This is a genomic window from Arthrobacter sp. AOP36-C1-22 (assembly GCF_052377515.1).
In the GTDB taxonomy this organism is placed as follows: domain Bacteria; phylum Actinomycetota; class Actinomycetes; order Actinomycetales; family Micrococcaceae; genus Arthrobacter_H.
This window is the reverse complement of record NZ_JBQSWW010000019.1, coordinates 1-18,261: the sequence shown is the minus strand read 5'-3', so window position 1 is coordinate 18,261 and position 18,261 is coordinate 1. Positions and strand designations below refer to the sequence as shown.

The following is an 18,261-nucleotide window of genomic DNA, read 5'->3' as shown; positions in this document are numbered from 1 at the left end:
CCGTGGGGCCGGCCCCGGACCGGCGGCTACGGGTGGAAGCGCTGTTCGTGTTCGGCATGGCGTTCGGTTTCGATCTGGAACGTCGAGTGCTCGATGGACACGTCGAAGTGCCCGGCCACGCAGTCCTGCAACGAGTCCAGCATGCTCGAGGCCCTACCGTCGTGGAAGGCATCCTCATGGACCACGACGTGCGCGGTGAGCACCGGCAGGCCGGTAGCGATCTGCGAGGCGTGCAGATCGTGGACCGAAAGGACTAGATCCTGGGAGAGCAGGTGCCGTCTGACCTCCTCCAGGTCCAACCCGCGCGGGGTCGATTCCAGCAGGATGGACGTCGTCTCACGCAGCAGCCGGAACGCCCGGGGCAGGATCAGGGCACTGATGAACATGGCCGCCAGTGCGTCCGCGCGCATCCACCCGGTCGTGCTGATGACGATGGCGCCGACGATCACCGCCACCGAGCCGAGGGCGTCGTTGACGACCTCCAGGAAGGCGGCGCGCATGTTCAGGTTCGCCCCGCGTCCGGAGCTGAGCACGACGATCGCAATGATGTTCCCGACCAGTCCGACGATCCCGAAGACCAGCAGCCCGGTGGCCGCGACCTCGGGCGGGGCGAAGAGCCGGCGGATGCCGTCGATCATGGCATAGAGTCCAACGGCGAGCAGCAGCGTGGACTGGGCCGTGGCCGAGAGCACCTCAGCCCGTCGGAAGCCCCAGGTGCGCCGGTCGGTGGCCGGGCGTCCCATGAGGGTCGCCGCAGTCAGGGCCATGAGCAGGCCGGCCGCGTCCGTGAGCATGTGGGCGGCATCGACGAGCAGGGCTAGCGAGCCGGTGACGACCGCACCGATGACTTCGGCAATGAGAATGACCGCGGTGATCCCGAACGCGATGGCCAGCCGGGGCCGGTGCTCGACGGCTCCGCCACTGTGGTCGTGGGAATGCGAATGACTCATGTGCACTCCGGCCCGGTGCGGTGGGACTCGTGCCAATGGTGGGCGGCCAGGGCGACCTCGTTGCCGCTGTCGGCCAACAGGGTCTCGGCGGCGAGAAGCAGGACGTCGATGTGCTCGGGTTCGGCCAGCGAGTACATGCTGGCGCGGCCGACCGGCCGTGACGACACCAGCCCGCAATCACGCAGGCAGGTCAGATGTGCGCTGACCGTGCTCTGGGCCAGGCCCAGATGCTCGGTCAGTTCCCTGACTTTATGTTCCCCGGTGCGCAGATGGCGCAGGATCAGCAATCGGGTCGGATCGGCCAGCCCGTGGAACAGGGCCGCCGCCGGGGCCAGCGGTCCCGTCGTCGGTTCGCCCTTCCGCATTATCATCGTCATATAACGATGATAGCCGTATCCAGCGTTGATTGCGAGGGGCCTTCCCGCCTGCCGGAGCCGGCGGGAAGACTGCGGACCTCAGATCAGGGACCCCATCCCCACCCGGGAACGCAACCAGTCCCGGGGGCGGAAGCGCTCACCATAGGCGTCGGCCAGCTCGTCGGCCCGGGCCACGAAGCCCGCGATGCCCCCTTCGTGGTTCGTGATGAAGGTGGCGGCCCCGCCGGTCCCCGGGGGGAACCCGACCCCGAAGATCGAGCCGATATTTGCCGAGGCAGTATCCGTCAGGACGCCATTCTCGAAGCAATGGGCCGTCTCCAGCGCCATGCGGAAGAGGTAGCGGTCCTGGATGTCCTTCGAGGCGAGCTCGGTCCCGCGGGCGAAGTGTTCCCTGAGCCCCGGCCACAAGGTTTTGCCGCCGCCTGTCGGATAGTCGTAGAACCCGCCTCCTGCGGCGCGGCCTTTTCTGCCATAGTCATCGACCATCGTGTCAATGAGGCGTTCCCCCGCTGCGGGTTCGCGGACCGCACCGGCGGCCGCGTATTCCTTTTCTTCTTCGGCCCGGGTGTGCTGGGCCAGCGTCAGCGAGACCTCGTCCAGCAGAACCAGCGGAGGGGCAGGGAAGCCCGCCTGGGTGGCTGCACGTTCGATCACCTGCGGATCCACCCCCTCCTCCAGTAATGCCGTGGCCTCCACGATCAGCGTCCCGAAGACCCTGGAGGTATAGAACCCACGGCCGTCCCCGACGGTGATCGGGATCTTCCGGATCTGCTGGACCAGATCGTAGGCCCGAGCGACGGTGGCATCCGAGGTCTGGTCTCCTCGGATGATCTCCACCAGCTTCATCTTCTCCACCGGGGAGAAGAAATGGAGCCCCACGAAATCCTATGGGCGTCCGCTCGTGCCCTGCAGCGTTGAGATGGGCAGCGTCGAGGTATTCGAGCACAGCAGCGCCTCGGCGGGCAGCTCGGTTTCGGCTTCAGCGAAGACAGCGGATTTCAACTCGAGGTTCTCAAAGACCCCCTCGATGACCACCTCTGCCCTCGCCAGGTCTGCGGCCCGACCCGTCGGGTGGACTCGGGCCAGGATCGAATCCGTCGATTCCTGGTCCAGCCGCCCCTTGGACACCTGGCTGGCGAGCACATCCGAGACATGGGACTTGCCCTTCTCGGCACCCGCCTGATCGACGTCCTTCAGCACCACGTCGATGCCTGCCCGAGCGCAGGAATAGGCGATCCCGGCGCCCATCATCCCGGCGCCGAGGATCGCGACGGTGCCGACTTTCTGCGGCTTCGGCCCCTGCGGGCGGAGCCGGCCTGAACCGATCGACTGCTGGTCGAAGAAGAAGGCCTGGATCATGGCCTTGGCCGTGCGGCCAACCACGAGGTTGGCGAAGGCCCGCGACTCGATACGGCATGCGGTATCGAAGTCAACCAGCGTCCCTTCCACGGCCGTGCTGAGGATCGCCCGGGGCGCCGGAAGGTCTGCTCCCTTGAGCTGTTGGCGCAGCAGTGCAGGCAGGGACGGAAGAATGGCGGCCATCGATGGCGATGCCGCGGTTCCACCGGGAATTTTGTATCCCTTCGCCGCCCAGGGTTGGGTATTCGGCTCCTCCTGCTGCTGGTTATGGATCCAGGCTCGAGCGGCGGGCAGCAGTGCCTCGGGGCTGTCGACCAGTTCATCCACGACACCCTGCTGGTGTGCCGCCTCGGGGTCACGCTGTTGACCCTGGAGCAACCAGTCCATCAACGCCTTCTGGATGCCCAGCATCCGCACCATCCGGGTGATTCCGCCGCCGGGCAGCAGTCCCAGCCCTACTTCGGGGAGGCCGAATTTGTTTCCGGGGCTGTTCACCGCGATACGGCGATGGCAGGCTAGCGCAATTTCTAGTCCGCCGCCTAGTGCCGTGCCATTAAGCGCAGCCACCACCGGGACTCCCAGCTGCTCGAGGCGCCGCAGTTGGGCTTTGATGGTTTGGGCCTGGTCGAAGAGTTTATCGGCGTCTTCGGCAGTGGTCCGATAGATCGCTTCGAGGTCCCCGCCGGCAAAGAAGGTCTTCTTGGCGCTGGTCAGGATGACTCCGGTGATCTCTTCCCGCTGCGCTTCCAGCATCTCGACGGTTTCGGCCATCGAGGCCTGGTAGGCGTCGTTCATTGTATTGACCGAGGCCTCGGGGTCGTTCATGGTCAGGGTGACGATTCCGTCGTCGTCGCAGAGGGTGGCGAGGCCACGCTCGAGCTCACGCCGTTCAAGTTCGTCGACCAGGGTTCCCAGGATCATGGCGCCGGTTGCCCCGAGGGGGGGGGTGACCCATGGCGATGGCGCCCCCGTTGACATTCGCTTGTTCTTCGTTCCAGCCCATATCCCGCATGAGTTTCAGCGGTACCGCTGCGAAAGCCTCGTTGACTTCGATGAGGTCGATATCCCCGGCCGTCATGCCGGCACGGTCGAGGGCCTTGCGACAGGCAGGAGTGGGGCCGGTGAGCATGATGGTCGGTTCGGAACCGGTCACCGCCGTTGCGACCACCCGGGCCCGCGGGGTGAGGCCGTGTCGTTGGCCAGCGCTCTCGTTTCCGACCAGGACCAGGGCAGCACTAGCGACGATTCCCGAGGAGTTGCCCGCATGGTGGACGTGATTGATCGTATCGACCGAGGCGTATTGCTCGAGGGCTACCGCATCGAAGCCGCCCTGAGCGCCTAGCTTCGCGAATGAGGGGTTCAGCGGAGCCAAGGTTTCCGTGCTGGTCCCGGGTCCAATGGTTTCATCATGGTCAAGGATCGTCAGCCCGTTCACATCACGGACCGGGACGATCGAACGATCAAAGCGACCTTCCTTCCACGCGGTGGCGGCCCGATGATGGCTTTGCGCGGCGAAGCGGTCCACTTCGGAGCGCTCGAAGCCCTCCAAGGTGGCACTTAGATCGGCACCAATTCCCTGGGGAACGAAATTGGTGGCCCGTGCGGTGGCCGGGTCCATGGCCCACGCCCCTCCGTCGGAGGCCATCGGCACCCTGGACATCGATTCGACGCCGCCGCCGATGAGCAGATCCTCCCAACCGGCGCGGGCACGGGCAGCCACCTGGTTCACGGCCTCGAGCCCCGAGGCGCAGAAGCGGTTGAGTTGGACGCCGGCGACCTCCCAAGGTAGCCCTGCCTTCAGGGCGGCGATCCGGGCGATATCCATCCCCTGCTCCCCCACCGGGCTCACACAACCAAGGACGATATCGTCGATGAGTCGGGTATCCATCCCCGGGTGGCGTTCCCTGAGGGCATCGATGAGCCCGACCACGAGATCGATCGGCTTCACTTCGTGGAGGGACCCGCTCGGCTTGCCCTTTCCCCGGGGAGATACGGATGGAATCGTAGATGAGTGCTTGGGGTGGTGTGGTCATCAGTACCTCACGTTGAAGGGCGAAGGGGCGGACGCAGCACTGGTCGGGAAGCTGCCATGGGTTGAGACTACCCCCACCTATACGTTCGTACAAGGTACTGAATGATTGTATAGCCAGGATCGACGACCCCCTCGGGGCACTAGTCTGGGGAACCATGGATGCCATGCCAGAGAACCCGGAACAGGTCCTGCGCCTACCAGCCAATGGAGGACTGGACCCGCAGCTTTCGCTGGCCGTCCTGGCCGCCCATGCCGTGCCGGGCCTCGACGAACAAACGGGGGGCGAACACCGCCGCCCGGTCAGGATCGGAGACCGGAACGTGGTGATCGGTCTACGCTTCACCGAGGACGCGGTCCTGCTCCGCCGGGTGGACGCGGCGCTGACGGCCGAGGACCGGCCCCCGCTCTCGGCGTTGCTTCGCCGGTGGTTCGCGTTGGATCTGGATCTGGAACCGATCAATGCCCGGCTGCTCCGCGACCCGACCCTGGCCCCCTGGTCGCCAAGCGGCCCCGGCTCCGCCCCGTCGGCTCCCCGGATCCCTTCGAGGCCGCGGCCACGACCGTGCTCGGCCAGCAGGTTTCCCTGGCCGCGGGACGCACTTTCGCCGGGCGGCTGGTGAGCGGATGGGCCGGCCCGCCGATCGCCGGATTGCACTTGTTCCCGACTCCCGGGGTCGTGGCGGGGATCCCCGAAGACGAACTGCAGGCCGGCGTCGGCCTGACCCACGCCCGCACCAGGACGTTGTTGGCCGTGGCCGAGGCGTTCGCCCATGTGGCGACACCGGCGGATCCCGGGGCGTTCCCGCTCACGCGTGAAGAACTCCTGGCCATCCCCGGCATCGGCCCGTGGAGCGCCGACAACCTCGATGTCAGGGCGCGTTTGGAGCCCGATGCCTTCACCGCCGGAGACCTCGTCCTGCGCCGGGCGCTGGGCGGGGTCACGACCCGGGAGGCGGCCCGCCGCGCGGAAGCCTGGCGCCCCTATCGCAGCCACGCGCTCTTCCATCTCTGGAACGAGGAAGCCTATTCGAAGGGCTGAGGCCCTCGCCCCGGACGGCGGATCAACCGCCCGTGGTGGCCTGCATCCCCGGCTGTTCGGGGAAGATCTTGCCGATCGGTTCGTTCTTCTCCGCCTGGAAGGTCTCTTCGGCGCGGCCGAAGGCCCAGTAGGCCGAGAGCGAGAGCTGTTTGCGGTGCAGGCCCTTCTCGTCGGCCAGGAACCGGCGCAGCGCCTTGACCATCTCCCGTTCCCCGTGGGCGAAGACCTGCACCTCGCCCTCATGCCAGGGACCTGCCATCACGGCGGCGGCGAGCTTGGTGCTTTCGGGGGTGAACGTCCCGCCGCGGTACAGCCAGTGGACGTTGATTCCCTTCGGGGCCCTGAACTTGACCTCGTCCTTCTCCCCGGCCACCTCGACATAGACCTCACCGACGGCGGAACGAGGCATCTTCTCCAGGGCGGCGGCAATGGCCGGCAAAGCTGATTCGTCCCCCGCAAGCAGATGCCAGTCGGCGTCCTTCGAGGGGAAGTACATGCCCCCGGGGCCGGAGAAGCAGACCAGGTCACCGGGTTGGGCGTTGGCGGCCCAGGGGCCGGCCAGGCCCTCCTCACCGTGCACGACGAAGTCGATCTGCAAGGTGCCGGCGGCTTCGTTGACACTGCGCACCGTGTAGGTGCGGCGGACCGGCATCCGTTCCTGCGGCAGGACGGCCCGCAGTTCGTCCATGTCGTACGGTGGGGTCAGCCCCAATTCGGGGTCGGCGAAGAGCAGCTTGACGTACTTGTCGGTGGCATCCCGGTTGCGGAAGGCGGCAAAGCCCTCGCCGCCCAGGGTCAGACGGACCATGTGCTTGCCGATTTTCCGTTTGGTCACCACTTCCAACACGACCTGCGGGCGCGGCGGTCGAGCGGTTGCGGGGACGGGCATCTTCCGATCACTCCTTCGAGGGCCGAGCCTGACCCGGCAAAACGTATTTCCTCCACCCAATCCCAAGCGCGCAGGCAACGCAAACTCCGTACGCCACGGGCGAAGAGGTTACTTCAGCGGCCCCCGGGCCTCAGGGGAAGACCGGTTCGCCGAGGAACTGCTGCATTTCCTCCCGCTGCCGGGCCGGTAGCCGGAACAACCGCTGGTCCTCCACCGAGAAGAAGGCCAACGTGGTGGTCGCCCGCACGCACAGGCTCCCCTCGATCGGGTCGCGGAATTCGTAGCAGACGTCGAAGCTGGCCGCCTTCACCCGGGAAAGCCAGATCTCGACCTCCGCCGGGACATTGCGGTAGTCCAGCGGGCTGAGATACCTGACCCGGTGTTCGACCACGAGGATCTGGGTGTTGACCGGGACGCTGGAGAACAGTTCCGCGGTCGATTCGGTGCCCGGTTTGCCCGTCCCCCCGGGCACGCCGAAGCCGGCGATGCGGGCTTCTTCCATCATGCGCACGAGGTTGACGTTGTTGATATGCCCGTATGCGTCCATGTCGCCCCACCGCATCGGGACCTGGACCTGCAGTTTCCGTCCGCTCATCGGGCGTGGACCTCCTGTTCTTCCTGCTCTCCCTGTGGTTCTCCTTCCGGCCACTGCTGGCGCAACCGCCGACGCTCCTGGTGCTCGACGTGCTGTTCCTCGTCGGAGACGATGCCCAGCCGTTGCAGCTCGGAGAGGATATGAGCCCCATCGGGGGCGTAGACCCAGTCGATGCCCGGCGTCGAGTTCACCGTCCGCTGCGAACGGCCGCCGGCGAGGACCGCCTCGGAGGGGGTCAGCTGGCGGATGACGATGGCCTTGACGTTTTGCGGGTAGCGCTGGGCAAAGCCCGCATAGATCTCCGGGTCGTGTTGGCCGTCATCGCCGATGAGCAGCCATTTCACCTGTGGGAACTCCTCGGCCAGACGGCGCAGTTGGTCGACCTTGTGCTGGGCACCGGAGCGGAACCAGCGGCCACCGGAGGCGCCGGTTTCCACGGGCCCCCAGTCGGTGAGCAGCAGGGGTCCTTCGGGGAAGAGGTTCCTGGCCAGGAACCGGCTCAGGGTCGGGGCGACGTTCCAGGCTCCGGTCGACAGGTACAGGACGGGGGCGCCGGGGCGTCCACGCAAGACCCGCTCCATCATCACCGCCATGCCGGGGGTGGCCACCCGGGCATGCTCGTCGAGGACGAACGAGTTCCAGGCGGCCAACAACGGCCGCGGAAGGGCGGTGACCACCACGGTGTCATCCACATCCGACAGGAGACCGAATTCGCAGGAGGCATCGACCACGAACACCCGGGCCCTGACCTCGGCCGAGCCCTCGGCGCTCAGGGTGACGGTATGCCAGCCCGGCCCCAGTCTCGTGGCGATGCGGGCATCCAGGACTCCCCCACGATCCGCGCGGACCAGATGCTCCCCTCCGGCGATGGTGACGGTGGCCTCGGCATACGGGATGGGCGGGGAAATGAAGTTCCTCCACCCCCGGACGCCATCGGCGACCACGCGGGACCGCGGAACCCCATGGCGGAACGGCTGCGGGGAGGCGACGACGATCCGTGCCAGGATCCGGACCCACCCGTCCTCAGCGGATTCGGAGCGTCCGTACCCCCTGAAGGGCAGCACGGTCGGAACCATGCCACGTTCACGACCGTTCGCCTCGCGGAACGCATGCCAGGCGTCCTCGAGCCTGACCCCCAGGTGCTGTCGCAACGATTCTGCTTTGCGTGATGACATATCGCCAGTCTTTCACGCCCGCGCGTCAACAAGTCCCGGCGGATACTGGATTTTTTCTACATGCCGTAGAAGAATAGGGGCATGATGTTCACCCATGCAGACGACGAACCGGTCCTGATCCTGGACGAAGACCAGTGCTGGAAGCTCCTGGGCCACAGCCAACACGGGCGCCTCGCCACCGCTTTCGACGGCGTCCCCTACATCACCCCGGTGAACCACGGGGCCTCCAATGAGCGGATCTACCTGCGTTCGGCGGCCGGCTCCAAGCTCTCGGGCCTGACGGTGAACCCGAAGGTCGCCTTCCAATCCGACGGCATCCTCAGCGACGAGGCCTGGTCGGTGATCATCCAGGGCACCGCACGCATCCTGGAGACCGAAGCGGAGATCAAGACCGCCCGGGCCTCCGGGGTGGACCCCTGGGTACAGACATTGAAGGACTTCTGGATCGAGATCACCCCCACGTCGATCTCCGGACGGCACTTCATCCTGGGCGAGCAGCCGGAACAGCTCGACGAAAGTTGAGCCCGGTAGGCTGACCGGGTGGATACCCCCGAGCACCCCCTGGAACTGGCCGAACATCTGCGTGGCATCGCGGAGGACGCGGCGCGGGGTGTCGGCCCGCTGCTGCGCGGGGCCTTCCGTTCCGGGGCCGAAGCCCGCCAGAAGGCCAACGCCCACGATCTGGTCACCGCCTTCGACCAGGCCAGCGAGAAGGCCATCTCCGCCCATCTCTTCGCCGCCTGCCCCGATAGCCGGATCCTCGGCGAGGAGGGAGGGCATCAGGGCACCGGCCGCATCGAATGGATCGTTGATCCCATCGACGGGACCAGCAACTTCGCCCACGGCGTCGCCTTCTTCTGTGTGTCCATTGCCGCGGCATTGGACGGCGAACTACTCGCCGGCGTCGTCTATGACCCCGTCGCCGAGCTGATGTTCACCGCCAATGCCGAAGGCGCCTGGCTGAACGGGGATCGTCTGGAACCGTCCGGCACACCGGAGGAAACCGCGTCCAGCCTCATGACCGACTACCCCTCGGCCGAGGCCCTCGAACTCGACGGACCGGCAGCCCTGGAGGCCTTCGGCACCCTGGTCACCCGGTACGCCACCGTCCGGCGGACCGTCAGCGGGGCCCTGGGCCTGGCCCATGTCGCGGCCGGGTGGACCGATATCACCCTGGGCTTCGACACCAACCCCTGGGATGTCGCCGCCGGGGTGCTGCTGGTGCGCCGCTCGGGCGGTAGCTACCTGCCCTATCGGTACGACGACGAGGTCCGGCCCGTCCATGAGGCGCCGGTCTATCTGGCCACGGGCCCCCGGACCTCGGCCGGAACGGCCGTCGCGATCGTCGAGGAACGCGTGGCCGCCCGCCGGGCCAAGGGCCATCGCCGGTAGCGTCTCCCGCCCCGGCAGGACGGCGGGCCCTACTTATTGAAGCCTTCGCCGGTCAGGCAGGCGACCCTGGCCCCGGCGCCCGAGGCCGAATCCTTCGCGACGACGCTGCCGTCCGGCTTGCTGATCGTGCAGGAAAGATCCCCGCTGCTGCCCGCGGCGTTGTGGGCCGTGAGCGTTCCCAGCATGGAATTGGCCGTGACGTCCTTGGTGAACTCGCCGCCGGGGATCTCTTCGGTCTTCTCCGAGGTGATGTTCTCTGCGGTGTAGTCGACGGTGTAGGCGCCATCCCCGGTCACCGAGTAGGTATAGGGCGCGGTTTCGCCCATCCCGTTCTGGACCACGTTGGCCAGTGCGACGGCGATGATCACGTAGATGATGCAGACGATCAGTGCCGCGGCACCGGTGATGACCCCGGTGAGTGCGAAGCCCTTGCGGGGAACCCGCTTCACCAGCCCGATGATCCCCAGGACCAGGGCCAGTGGCCCCAGGATGAAGGAGATGAACCCCACGACGGGGATGAATGCCAAGGCGATCGCCACGATGCCGATGATCATCGCGGCCTTGGTCAACCCGGAGGCTGCCGGTGGCTGCTGGTACCACGGGTTTTGTCCCGGGTACGGGTGGGGATACCCGCCCTGGCCCTGCGGCCCGGGGTATGGGGCGGGGTCGTATGGGTTCTGCTCAGTCATTTGGGTACCTCGAGGCAATCTTGATCAGGCGGGTCGATCCCGGGCCGGCGTGCGGCGGCGTGCGTTCGCGGCCCCCAGTCTAGCTATGGTTCTTCCCCCGGCACCGGCGTATGTTCGAAGTATGGGACATTCTATGAATCATCAAGGCGTCGCCCACGCCCACCATCATCACCACGGCGTGGAGTACGTCGTTGCGGGGATCGGCATCCTGCTGCTTTTCCTGGCCTATGCGGTCCTGCAATCGATCATCTCCGGCCACGTCTTCAGCCCCATGTACCTCGGGGTTGTCTTCGGGGTGTACGCGTTGGTCATCGGCACGACGTATTGGGCCAGGCACTAGCACCGGGTCCAACGGCCCGTCGGGATCACGCAACCGACGGGACCTGGTCCCCCTCTGCGCCGTTCACCGCCCGGCGGCGGCCCGCCCGGCGGCCCGGCCGCTGAAGAGGCAGCCTCCCAGGAACGTCCCCTCCAGGGCCCGGTAGCCGTGGACTCCCCCGCCACCGAATCCCGCGGCCTCCCCGGCGGCATAGAGACCTGGGACCGCCCGGCCGCCGGGGGCCAGCACGCGTGAGTCCAGATCCGTTTCCAGTCCCCCGAGCGATTTGCGCGTGAGGATGTGTAGCCTCACGGCAATCAGCGGGCCTGCCTTCGGATCCAGCAGCCGGTGCGGGGCGACGGTGCGGATCAGTTTGTCACCGAGATAGCTGCGGGCCGCCTGGACGGCCATCTGTTGCGGGTCCTTGCTGAATCGGTTCGAGGCTTCGGCGTCGCGGGCGATGATTTCGGCTTCGATGGCCTCCGCATCCAGCAGGTCCCCTCCTGCGAGCCGGTTCATCCGCGCGACCAGCTCGGCCACGCTGTCCGCCTGGATGAAATCCTTGCCGCGGTCCAGGAAGGCCTGCACCGGATCCGGCACTGCGGTGCGGGCCCGCCGCAGCACCGCACCGATGTCCTTGCCGGTCAGATCGGGGTTCTGTTCGGATCCCGAGAGCGCGAACTCCTTGCCGATGATGCGCCGGTTGAGGATGAACCACGAATGGTCGTGACCGGTGCCGCGCAGATGTTCCAGCGTTCCCAGCGTGTCGAATCCCGGCCACAGCGGTGCCGGAAGGCGTCGGCCCACGGCATCGATCCAGAGCGAGCTGGGTCCGGGCAGGATCCTGATGCCGTGGTTCTCCCAGACCGGGCCGTGGTTCATGATCCCTTCGGTGTAGTGCCACATCCGGTCCCCGTTGATCAGGTGCCCTCCGGCGGCAGCACCGATATCCAGCCCCCGGCCATCGACGTGCGCGGGAACCCCGGAAATCATCCGGGCCGGGGGGTCCCCCAGCCGTTCGGGCCAGGCGGCCCGCACCTTCTCGACGTTGCCGCCGATCCCCCCGGTACACAGCACGACGGCGGGGGCCAGGTATTCGAAGTCGCCCACCTCCTGCCGGTTGCTGGCCTGGCCGCGGGGTGAGTTGGAGGGGGCCAGCACCTGTCCCTGGACCCCGGTGACGGCGCCGCCCCGGACCACCAATGAGTCCAAGCGGTGCCTGAAGCGTACGGTGAGCAGCCCGGAGGACACCGCAGCCAGGGCCTTGTTCGCGAAGGGTTCCACGAGCCCGGGGCCGGTACCCCAGGTGATGTGGAAGCGGGGCACCGAGTTCCCGGGGCCCGATGCCCCGTGGCCTCCGCGTTCGGCCCAGCCCACGACGGGGAAGAACCTGATCCCCAGCTCGTGCAGCCAGGCGCGCTTGCCCCCGGCCGCCCAGTCGACGTAGGCCTCCGCCCAGGCCCGGGGCCAATGGTCCTCCGGCCGGTCGAAGCCGGCGGTGCCCCACCAGTCCTGCCGGGCCAGCTCGACGCTGTCACGGATCCCCAGGCGCCGCTGTTCGGGACTGTCCACCAGGAACAGGCCGCCGAAACTCCACCAGGCCTGGGCGCCGAGGTTGGATTGCGGTTCCTGGTCGATCAGCAGGACCTTCCGTCCGGTGTCGGTGGCTTCGGTGGCGGCCACCAGTCCGGAGAGGCCGGCACCGACGACGATGACGTCGAACTCCCGCTGGTCATGCTCTGTCATGCGGCCAGCGTAGCCCGGACATGGCGCGGGACACACCATCGTCGGGGCGGGTCCGTGCACCGTCGGGGGCCGATGGCCCTAACCGGCGGGCCGCTGATGCAGGCCGAACGGGGAGCCTTGCTGGTCCCGGCAGAGCGTGAATAGTCCGTGGGTGGCCCGGTAGCCGGCATCGCCGTTGAGGTCCATCGGGTCGACGGTCCCCCCGAGTTCAACGACCCGATCGCAGGCGGCCTGCATCTGCTCCACGGCGAAGAACACGTAGGGCGCCGCCCCCGGATCCCCGGAATGGAGGCCACCCGGGGTGCCGGCCACATCCAGTTGGTAGCCGGCATCGGGCCCGTTCGGGCCGGGTTCGCTCCGCCACCCGAAGAGCGCGGCATAGAACCGTGCGGATTCCGCGGCGTCCCCGGCCCCGAATTCGATGAATGAAATCTCTCCGGTCATGATGGACTGCCTCTCCGTAGGGAACCGTTGCCCCCACTCCAGCATCCGCCCCCGTGGCTGGCAAGACTTGTGCCCGGCCGATTCCCCTCCCGGCCGTGGCGGGCCGCCTAGCGGCTCGGCGGTGTCCCGGAAGGGCCCTTCGTCCGGTCCGCGGCCAGTGCGCGGGCTTCCTTCGAGGCACGGGCGGAGCCGAAGGAGGAGAAGTCCGCCGCGCCGGGGGTGCCCCAGACGGTCAGGATCCTCAGGGGGCCTTCACCGGCATTGATCAGGTCATGGTCCACCCCGGCTGGCGCCAGTGCCGTGTCCCCGGCCTCCAGTTCAAGTATCTCGTCGCCCAGGTGCATGCGCGCGCTTCCCTCGACCACGAGGTAGAACTCCTCGAGGGCCTGCTCCCCGTCGTGGCGGTGCATCCCCTCGCTGCCCCCGACGGGTAGCTCCCAGGTCTGTATGGCCACGGGGAGGTTCAGTTCCTCGAGGAAGTGGAATTGGACCTTCGTCGGGGCCGTGCCCTCATGCAACAGGTAGTCGAAGGCGAATTCTCCGCGACGTTCAACGCTCATGACTGCTTCCGTGCCTTCCGGTGTGGGTGGGTGGTGCGGGGCGTTATTCGGGCTGGCCGCCCATGCGCCGGCTGATCCGGGCGGCGGCCCGACAACAGGCCTCCGCGAGCCGGGTCAGTTCGGCATCGTGGATGCGGTAGAGCGGGGCGGCGACCATCAGAGCCGCGGCGACTTCCCCGCGATGCCCCATGATCGGTGCCGCGACCCCGACCTCTTCATGGGAGGTTTCCCCGTAATTGCAGGCGTAGCCACGCTCCCGCACCGTCTCCAGTCGACGCAGGTACGTCTTCAGGTCCTGCGGTCCCGCTGGGTCATGCTCCTCGGCCCTTGATCTGGACAGCAGTTCCCGGACGACTGATTCTTCCTGGTAGGCCAAGAACACCTGGACGGAGGCGCTCAACGGGGTGCCGTACCGGGTGCCGATGGGCGACGTGTGTTTGACCTGTTTGCGGCTGGGGATCTGTTCGACGGACACCGATTCGGCGCCGTCCCAGATGTTCAGGGCCGCCGTCTCCCCCGTGGTCTCGGCCAGTTCCTGCAGCACGGGGTAGGCGATGCGCCGGGCATCCAGATTGGCCAGCAGCGGGCCGGCCACGGCAATGAGCCCCAGCCCCAAGCGGAACTTGCGCGATAATTCGTCGCGTTCGACGATGCGTTCCTGCTCCAAGGTGGACAGGATGCGCGAGATGCTGGATTTGTGCAGTCCCACGCTGGTGGCGATCTCGGTGACCCCGAGCAGCGGATCATCGACCGTGAAACAGCGCAGGACGTCGATGACGTTGACGATCACGGAAGAACTGCGGGGCTCCCCCGCCTCCGATTCACGTGTCTGAGCCGTCATCTTTTCGTCCCTCCAAGGTTGCAGCTGCTGGTGGCGGAGCAGTTGTCCGCCACCAGCAGCCACCGGGTCCTCAGTGGCCCCGGTTCCCCGTGCGTTCTAGCAGGGGATGATGTTGTTTTCCGGGCCGAACCCGAACTTGGTGATGTTCTCGGCACCGTTTTCGTCCACCACGAGGATATCGTGCTCACGGTAGCCGCCTGCCCCCGGCTGACCATCCATCACGGTGATCATCGGTTCCATGGAGACCACCATGCCCGGTTCGAGCACGGTATCGATGTCCTCACGCAGTTCCAGGCCCGCCTCACGGCCGTAGTAGTGCGACAGGACGCCGAAGGAGTGTCCGTAGCCGAAGGTGCGGTTGGCCAGCAGCCCACGATCGACGAAGATCTCATTGAGTTCGGCGGCGATGTCCTTGCAGACGGCCCCCGGCTTGATCAGCTCCAGACCACGACGGTGGACCTCGACGTTGACGTTCCACAACTCCAGCGACCGCTCGTCAGGCTCGCCCAGGAACAAGGTGCGCTCCAGCGCGGTGTAGTAGCCCGAGGTCATCGGGAAGCAGTTCAGCGACAGGATATCCCCTCGCTGCAGCTTCCGGGTGGTCGCCCAGTTGTGGGCCCCGTCGGTGTTGATCCCGGACTGGAACCACACCCAGGTGTCACGGATCTCGGAATCCGGGAAGGTCCGGGCGATCTCGTGGACCATTGCCTCGGTGCCGATCAGGGCGACCTCGTATTCGGAGATGCCCTCGCGGATGGCGGCCTTGATGGCTTCACCACCGATGTCACCGATACGCGCCCCGTGCTTGATGACCTCGATCTCTTCGGCCGACTTGATCATGCGCTGGAACATGGCCGCCTGGGCCACGTCGACCAGGGTGGCGCGCTCGAAGGCCGCCTGGATCTTATTGCGGTTGTCCAGCGGCAGGGTGTCGTCTTCGACCCCGAGCCGGCGGACGGTGACGTTGCGCTGGCGCAGCGACTCCTGGATGGCGTGGATGAAGTTGTCACGACGCCAGTCGGTGTAGACGATGTTCTCGCCGTAGCTGCGGCGCCACGGCATGCCGGCGTCGATGTTGGCGGTGATGGTGCAGGTGTCGTCGGCGGTGACGACCATGGCATAGGAACGCCCGAAGTACGTGAACAGGAAGTCCGAGTAGTACTTGATCGAGTGGTAGCTGGTCAGGACGACGGCGTCGAGGTCCTTCTCGGCCATGATCTTCCGCAGCCCGGCCAGGCGGCGCTCGAACTCGGCGTCCGAGAACGTCAGGGAGACCTTGTCCCCGTTGTGCAGGACCTTCAGGCGTTCGAGTCCGGAGACGGCGTTGGTGGATGCTTCGGTGGTCACAATGGACTCCTTTTTATCGTGGTGGATCAATGGTTCGTCAGGAAGGTTAGGAGCCGCTATTTCAGCGGCTGTTTGCTGGTTTCCGCCGAGAAGGCGACGGCCACCAGGGCAATGACGGCGGCTCCCATGAGGTACCAGCCAGGGGCCAGGTCGCTGCCCGTGAAGCCGATGAGGAACGTGGCCACGAAGGGGGCCGTTCCGCCGAAGATCGCGTTGGAGAGGTTGAAACTGACAGCGAATCCGGTGTACCGGACCCGGGTGGGGAACATCTCCGCCAGGAAGCTGGGCAGCGTCCCGTCGTTGAGGGTCAGCATCGCGCCCAGTGCGATCTGCACCAGCACGATGATCAGGAAGTTCCCGGTGTCCAGCAGCATGAACAGCGGGACTGTGAAGATCACGAACAGGACTGAGGCGGTCAACAGCACCTTCTTGCGTCCCAGCCGGTCCGAGAGCATGCCCATCACGAAGATGAAGCCGATGTAGGTCAACAGTGCCACCGTGGTCGCCAGGTAGGACTTCGATTCATCGAGGCCGACTTCCGTGGCGAGGTAGGTGGGCATGTAGCTGAGCAGCATGTAGAAGCCGACGGCGTTCAGGAGCACGGCGCCGATGGCCTGCACGAGCTGACGCCAATGGTCGCGGAAGAGGTCCCTGATCGGGGTGGTTTCGGTGTCGTCTTCGGCCTCCAGGGCCCGGAAGGCCGGGGAATCCTCCAGCCGGGTCCTGATGTAGCGTCCGATCAGTCCCATCGGAGCGGCCAGCAGGAAGGGCAGGCGCCAGCCCCAGCCTTCCATCTGATCGGTGGAGAGCAGACCGGTCAGCAAGGCTGCCAGCAGTGAACCGAGCAGCAGTCCGGTGGCCGTACTGGCCGGGACGACGGCGGCGAAGAGGCCACGACGCTTGGGCGGGGCATATTCCACCAGGAAGGCGGCGGCCCCGGCGTACTCCCCCGAGGCCGAGAAGCCCTGGATGACGCGGATGATGAGCAGGAGGATCGGGGCCCACAACCCGATGGTGGCGTATCCGGGGATCAGTGCGATGCAGAACGTCGCGGCGGACATGATCAGGATGGACCAGGACAGGGCGAGCCGCCGGCCGAACTTATCACCCAGGTGCCCCCAGATGAAGCCGCCCAGCGGGCGGACGAAGAAGGAGACGGCGAAGAGGCCGAAGGTCAGCAGCAGACCGGTTTGCTGATCCGATTCGGGGAAGAACACTGCGGTGATGGTCACCGCCAGGTAGCCGTAGACGGCGTAGTCGAACCACTCGACGAAGTTGCCGATGAAGCTCGCCGCAACGACTTTGTTGCGGGTCTTGCGGATGGAGGCCGGGGTCTCCTCGCCCGGTCCACCACTGAAGGCGGTGCGGGGCTTGACGCCGGATTCGTGTTGGTGCGTCAGTACTGACGGCGGCTGATGAGGCTCACCGTGCGCTTCGGGTGTTTTTTCGTGATTCATGAGGGACCACCAAAGAAGTTTGAAGTTGCACTCACTGCAACGCTGTTGCACATACGCTATTTGTGGCAGGGGTCACTGTCAAGGCTTTGGCCGGAAGTCCTCAAATTGCCCACCAGACCGCGCGACCCGGCGGCCGATACCAAAAAAGGCACCACCCCTGTCGTGTGGGGTGGTGCCTTTCCGGTCGGCGCGGGAGCGTCAGAGGATCGAGCGGATGGTGGACTCGAAGTGACGCACGTGTTCTTCGGCCAGCTGCCGCGATTCCACCGGATCCCCGGCGATGATGGCCCGCAACAGCGAGGCGTGCTCCTGGATGTGGCCGGCGATGCTCGGTAGCCGGTCCATCACCAGGCACCAGATGCGGGTGGCCAGGTTGTCCAGGCGCACCAACGTTTCCTCGAGGTGCTGGTTCTCCGCCGCCCGGTAGATCAGCCGGTGGACCTCCAGGTCGTATTCCATCAGGGCCCGGCGGTCCTGGTCCTCGTCCAGCTGTTCGATCGCCGCCGCCGTATCGGCCAGCTGCTCACGCAGCGCGGGGTTCGGATTCAGCGCCGCCTTCTCGGCCGCCAGCGGCTCCAGGAGGTGACGGATCTCCGAGATGGCCGCGAGGTCCTTGATGTCCACCATCGTGGCGAAGGTGCCGCGTCGCGGAAAGGAGTGCACCAGCCGGTCGGTCTCGAGCTTCTTCAGTGCTTCGCGGATGGGGGTGCGCCCCATATCCAGCTCCGTCGAGAGCAGCCCCTCGTTGATGGGGGCGCCGGGGGCGATGTCCAGCATGATCAACCGATCGCGCAACACCCGATAGGAACGTTCCGCCAGCGACTCGGCAACGGGTGCCGTTCCGGTCACCATGTCCATCGACTTCCTCCTGCTTCCTGGGCCCGCGACTACATTACCAGCGGGTAAAAACTTTCCCTTGACCGACCGTGATCTCCATCATACGATATGGAACACAAGAGATATATCAGTTGTCGACGTAGTGCGGATAAGGAGTACCCATGACCATCGCCACCACAGGTCAGGTCTCAGCGAAGTCATTGACGACTTCGT

General features: G+C 66.4%; 20 protein-coding genes and 1 pseudogene. 5 read left to right on the top strand and 16 right to left on the bottom strand.

From position 1 onward, the window contains the following. Positions 1-26: 26 nt before the first annotated feature. The 5 genes and pseudogenes from ACT3S6_RS11210 to ACT3S6_RS11190 all read right to left on the bottom strand — a co-directional run bounded on the left by ACT3S6_RS11210 (position 27) and on the right by ACT3S6_RS11190 (position 4,634). Entirely contained in the window at positions 27-950 is a 924-nt protein-coding gene (locus ACT3S6_RS11210; protein WP_444555032.1) for a cation diffusion facilitator family transporter, read from the bottom strand. Beyond that, positions 947-1,327 carry an ArsR/SmtB family transcription factor gene (locus ACT3S6_RS11205; protein ID WP_444555031.1) on the bottom strand — a complete coding sequence of 127 codons (381 nt, stop codon included), beginning with the start codon at positions 1,325-1,327 and terminating at the stop codon, positions 947-949. The genes ACT3S6_RS11210 and ACT3S6_RS11205 overlap by 4 nt, the downstream gene beginning before the upstream one ends. Positions 1,328-1,405: 78 nt before the next feature. Next, positions 1,406-2,080: a 3-hydroxyacyl-CoA dehydrogenase family protein gene (locus ACT3S6_RS11200; protein WP_444555074.1), complete on the bottom strand. Its 675-nt coding sequence runs from the start codon at positions 2,078-2,080 to the stop codon at positions 1,406-1,408. Further along, positions 2,078-3,481: pseudogene (locus tag ACT3S6_RS11195) on the bottom strand (3-hydroxyacyl-CoA dehydrogenase NAD-binding domain-containing protein); the annotation flags it as partial. The pseudogene ACT3S6_RS11195 and the gene ACT3S6_RS11200, both read right to left, overlap by 3 nt. Positions 3,482-3,575: 94 nt before the next feature. Beyond that, positions 3,576-4,634: an acetyl-CoA C-acetyltransferase gene (locus ACT3S6_RS11190; protein WP_444555030.1), complete on the bottom strand. Its 1,059-nt coding sequence runs from the start codon at positions 4,632-4,634 to the stop codon at positions 3,576-3,578. A gap of 248 nt (positions 4,635-4,882) precedes the next feature. On the opposite strand from ACT3S6_RS11190, the gene ACT3S6_RS11185 reads away from it, so the two are divergent. Continuing rightward, complete coding sequence (locus ACT3S6_RS11185; protein ID WP_444555029.1) at positions 4,883-5,338, top strand: AlkA N-terminal domain-containing protein; 456 nt, start codon at positions 4,883-4,885, stop codon at positions 5,336-5,338. Next, positions 5,335-5,757 carry a DNA-3-methyladenine glycosylase family protein gene (locus ACT3S6_RS11180; RefSeq protein ID WP_444555028.1) on the top strand — a complete coding sequence of 141 codons (423 nt, stop codon included), beginning with the start codon at positions 5,335-5,337 and terminating at the stop codon, positions 5,755-5,757. Before ACT3S6_RS11185 ends, ACT3S6_RS11180 begins: the two co-directional genes overlap by 4 nt. 22 nt (positions 5,758-5,779) lie before the next feature. Here the strand turns inward: ACT3S6_RS11180 and ACT3S6_RS11175 are convergent, their stop codons facing one another. From ACT3S6_RS11175 to ACT3S6_RS11165, 3 genes are all read right to left on the bottom strand, one after another. Then, positions 5,780-6,646, bottom strand: coding sequence for a siderophore-interacting protein (locus ACT3S6_RS11175; protein WP_444555027.1), 867 nt, complete (start codon positions 6,644-6,646; stop codon positions 5,780-5,782). Between the two features lie 130 nt (positions 6,647-6,776). Next, on the bottom strand, positions 6,777-7,241 hold the full coding sequence (locus ACT3S6_RS11170; protein ID WP_444555026.1) for an acyl-CoA thioesterase: 465 nt from the start codon (positions 7,239-7,241) through the stop codon (positions 6,777-6,779). Next, a complete protein-coding gene (locus ACT3S6_RS11165; protein WP_444555025.1) occupies positions 7,238-8,416 on the bottom strand; it encodes an App1 family protein in 1,179 nt (392 codons plus the stop codon). Before ACT3S6_RS11165 ends, ACT3S6_RS11170 begins: the two co-directional genes overlap by 4 nt. A gap of 81 nt (positions 8,417-8,497) precedes the next feature. On the opposite strand from ACT3S6_RS11165, the gene ACT3S6_RS11160 reads away from it, so the two are divergent. Together ACT3S6_RS11160 and ACT3S6_RS11155 are read left to right on the top strand one after the other, a co-directional pair. Beyond that, positions 8,498-8,938 (top strand): pyridoxamine 5'-phosphate oxidase family protein, encoded by a 441-nt coding sequence (locus tag ACT3S6_RS11160; RefSeq protein WP_444555024.1) that lies wholly within the window; start codon positions 8,498-8,500, stop codon positions 8,936-8,938. Between the two features lie 18 nt (positions 8,939-8,956). Continuing rightward, positions 8,957-9,808 carry an inositol monophosphatase family protein gene (locus ACT3S6_RS11155; protein ID WP_444555023.1) on the top strand — a complete coding sequence of 284 codons (852 nt, stop codon included), beginning with the start codon at positions 8,957-8,959 and terminating at the stop codon, positions 9,806-9,808. Positions 9,809-9,837: 29 nt separating this feature from the next. Here ACT3S6_RS11155 and ACT3S6_RS11150 read toward each other — a convergent pair whose 3' ends face one another. After that, on the bottom strand, positions 9,838-10,497 hold the full coding sequence (locus ACT3S6_RS11150) for a hypothetical protein (protein ID WP_444555022.1): 660 nt from the start codon (positions 10,495-10,497) through the stop codon (positions 9,838-9,840). A 133-nt stretch (positions 10,498-10,630) separates the two neighbouring features. On the opposite strand from ACT3S6_RS11150, the gene ACT3S6_RS11145 reads away from it, so the two are divergent. Then, a complete protein-coding gene (locus ACT3S6_RS11145) occupies positions 10,631-10,837 on the top strand; it encodes a hypothetical protein (RefSeq protein ID WP_444555021.1) in 207 nt (68 codons plus the stop codon). Between the two features lie 63 nt (positions 10,838-10,900). Here ACT3S6_RS11145 and ACT3S6_RS11140 read toward each other — a convergent pair whose 3' ends face one another. The 7 genes from ACT3S6_RS11140 to ACT3S6_RS11110 all read right to left on the bottom strand — a co-directional run bounded on the left by ACT3S6_RS11140 (position 10,901) and on the right by ACT3S6_RS11110 (position 18,069). After that, positions 10,901-12,562 (bottom strand): FAD-binding dehydrogenase, encoded by a 1,662-nt coding sequence (locus tag ACT3S6_RS11140; protein WP_444555020.1) that lies wholly within the window; start codon positions 12,560-12,562, stop codon positions 10,901-10,903. A 78-nt stretch (positions 12,563-12,640) separates the two neighbouring features. Continuing rightward, complete coding sequence (locus ACT3S6_RS11135; protein ID WP_444555019.1) at positions 12,641-13,006, bottom strand: VOC family protein; 366 nt, start codon at positions 13,004-13,006, stop codon at positions 12,641-12,643. Between the two features lie 107 nt (positions 13,007-13,113). Next, positions 13,114-13,566, bottom strand: coding sequence for a cupin domain-containing protein (locus ACT3S6_RS11130; protein WP_444555018.1), 453 nt, complete (start codon positions 13,564-13,566; stop codon positions 13,114-13,116). A gap of 43 nt (positions 13,567-13,609) precedes the next feature. Then, positions 13,610-14,407 carry an IclR family transcriptional regulator gene (locus ACT3S6_RS11125; RefSeq protein ID WP_444555017.1) on the bottom strand — a complete coding sequence of 266 codons (798 nt, stop codon included), beginning with the start codon at positions 14,405-14,407 and terminating at the stop codon, positions 13,610-13,612. Between the two features lie 96 nt (positions 14,408-14,503). Then, positions 14,504-15,754: a M24 family metallopeptidase gene (locus ACT3S6_RS11120; RefSeq protein ID WP_444555016.1), complete on the bottom strand. Its 1,251-nt coding sequence runs from the start codon at positions 15,752-15,754 to the stop codon at positions 14,504-14,506. 56 nt (positions 15,755-15,810) lie between these two features. Next, on the bottom strand, positions 15,811-17,211 hold the full coding sequence (locus ACT3S6_RS11115; protein WP_444555015.1) for an MFS transporter: 1,401 nt from the start codon (positions 17,209-17,211) through the stop codon (positions 15,811-15,813). 198 nt (positions 17,212-17,409) lie between these two features. Continuing rightward, positions 17,410-18,069 (bottom strand): GntR family transcriptional regulator, encoded by a 660-nt coding sequence (locus ACT3S6_RS11110; protein WP_444555014.1) that lies wholly within the window; start codon positions 18,067-18,069, stop codon positions 17,410-17,412. Between the last annotated feature and the right edge of the window lie 192 nt (positions 18,070-18,261).

Bases quoted from the DNA above. Each gene is read 5' to 3' on its own strand.
- ACT3S6_RS11185 (WP_444555029.1), top strand. From the start codon at position 4,883: ATGCCAGAGAACCCGGAACAGGTCCTGCGCCTACCAGCCAATGGAGGA.
- ACT3S6_RS11160 (WP_444555024.1), top strand. From the start codon at position 8,498: ATGATGTTCACCCATGCAGACGACGAACCGGTCCTGATCCTGGACGAA.
- ACT3S6_RS11170 (WP_444555026.1), bottom strand. From the start codon at position 7,241: ATGAGCGGACGGAAACTGCAGGTCCAGGTCCCGATGCGGTGGGGCGAC.
- ACT3S6_RS11110 (WP_444555014.1), bottom strand. From the start codon at position 18,069: ATGGACATGGTGACCGGAACGGCACCCGTTGCCGAGTCGCTGGCGGAA.
- ACT3S6_RS11115 (WP_444555015.1), bottom strand. From the start codon at position 17,211: ATGAATCACGAAAAAACACCCGAAGCGCACGGTGAGCCTCATCAGCCG.
- ACT3S6_RS11150 (WP_444555022.1), bottom strand. From the start codon at position 10,497: ATGACTGAGCAGAACCCATACGACCCCGCCCCATACCCCGGGCCGCAG.
- ACT3S6_RS11145 (WP_444555021.1), top strand. From the start codon at position 10,631: ATGAATCATCAAGGCGTCGCCCACGCCCACCATCATCACCACGGCGTG.
- ACT3S6_RS11205 (WP_444555031.1), bottom strand. From the start codon at position 1,327: ATGACGATGATAATGCGGAAGGGCGAACCGACGACGGGACCGCTGGCC.
- ACT3S6_RS11165 (WP_444555025.1), bottom strand. From the start codon at position 8,416: ATGTCATCACGCAAAGCAGAATCGTTGCGACAGCACCTGGGGGTCAGG.
- ACT3S6_RS11125 (WP_444555017.1), bottom strand. From the start codon at position 14,407: ATGACGGCTCAGACACGTGAATCGGAGGCGGGGGAGCCCCGCAGTTCT.
- ACT3S6_RS11130 (WP_444555018.1), bottom strand. From the start codon at position 13,566: ATGAGCGTTGAACGTCGCGGAGAATTCGCCTTCGACTACCTGTTGCAT.
- ACT3S6_RS11210 (WP_444555032.1), bottom strand. From the start codon at position 950: ATGAGTCATTCGCATTCCCACGACCACAGTGGCGGAGCCGTCGAGCAC.
- ACT3S6_RS11175 (WP_444555027.1), bottom strand. From the start codon at position 6,646: ATGCCCGTCCCCGCAACCGCTCGACCGCCGCGCCCGCAGGTCGTGTTG.
- ACT3S6_RS11140 (WP_444555020.1), bottom strand. From the start codon at position 12,562: ATGACAGAGCATGACCAGCGGGAGTTCGACGTCATCGTCGTCGGTGCC.
- ACT3S6_RS11135 (WP_444555019.1), bottom strand. From the start codon at position 13,006: ATGACCGGAGAGATTTCATTCATCGAATTCGGGGCCGGGGACGCCGCG.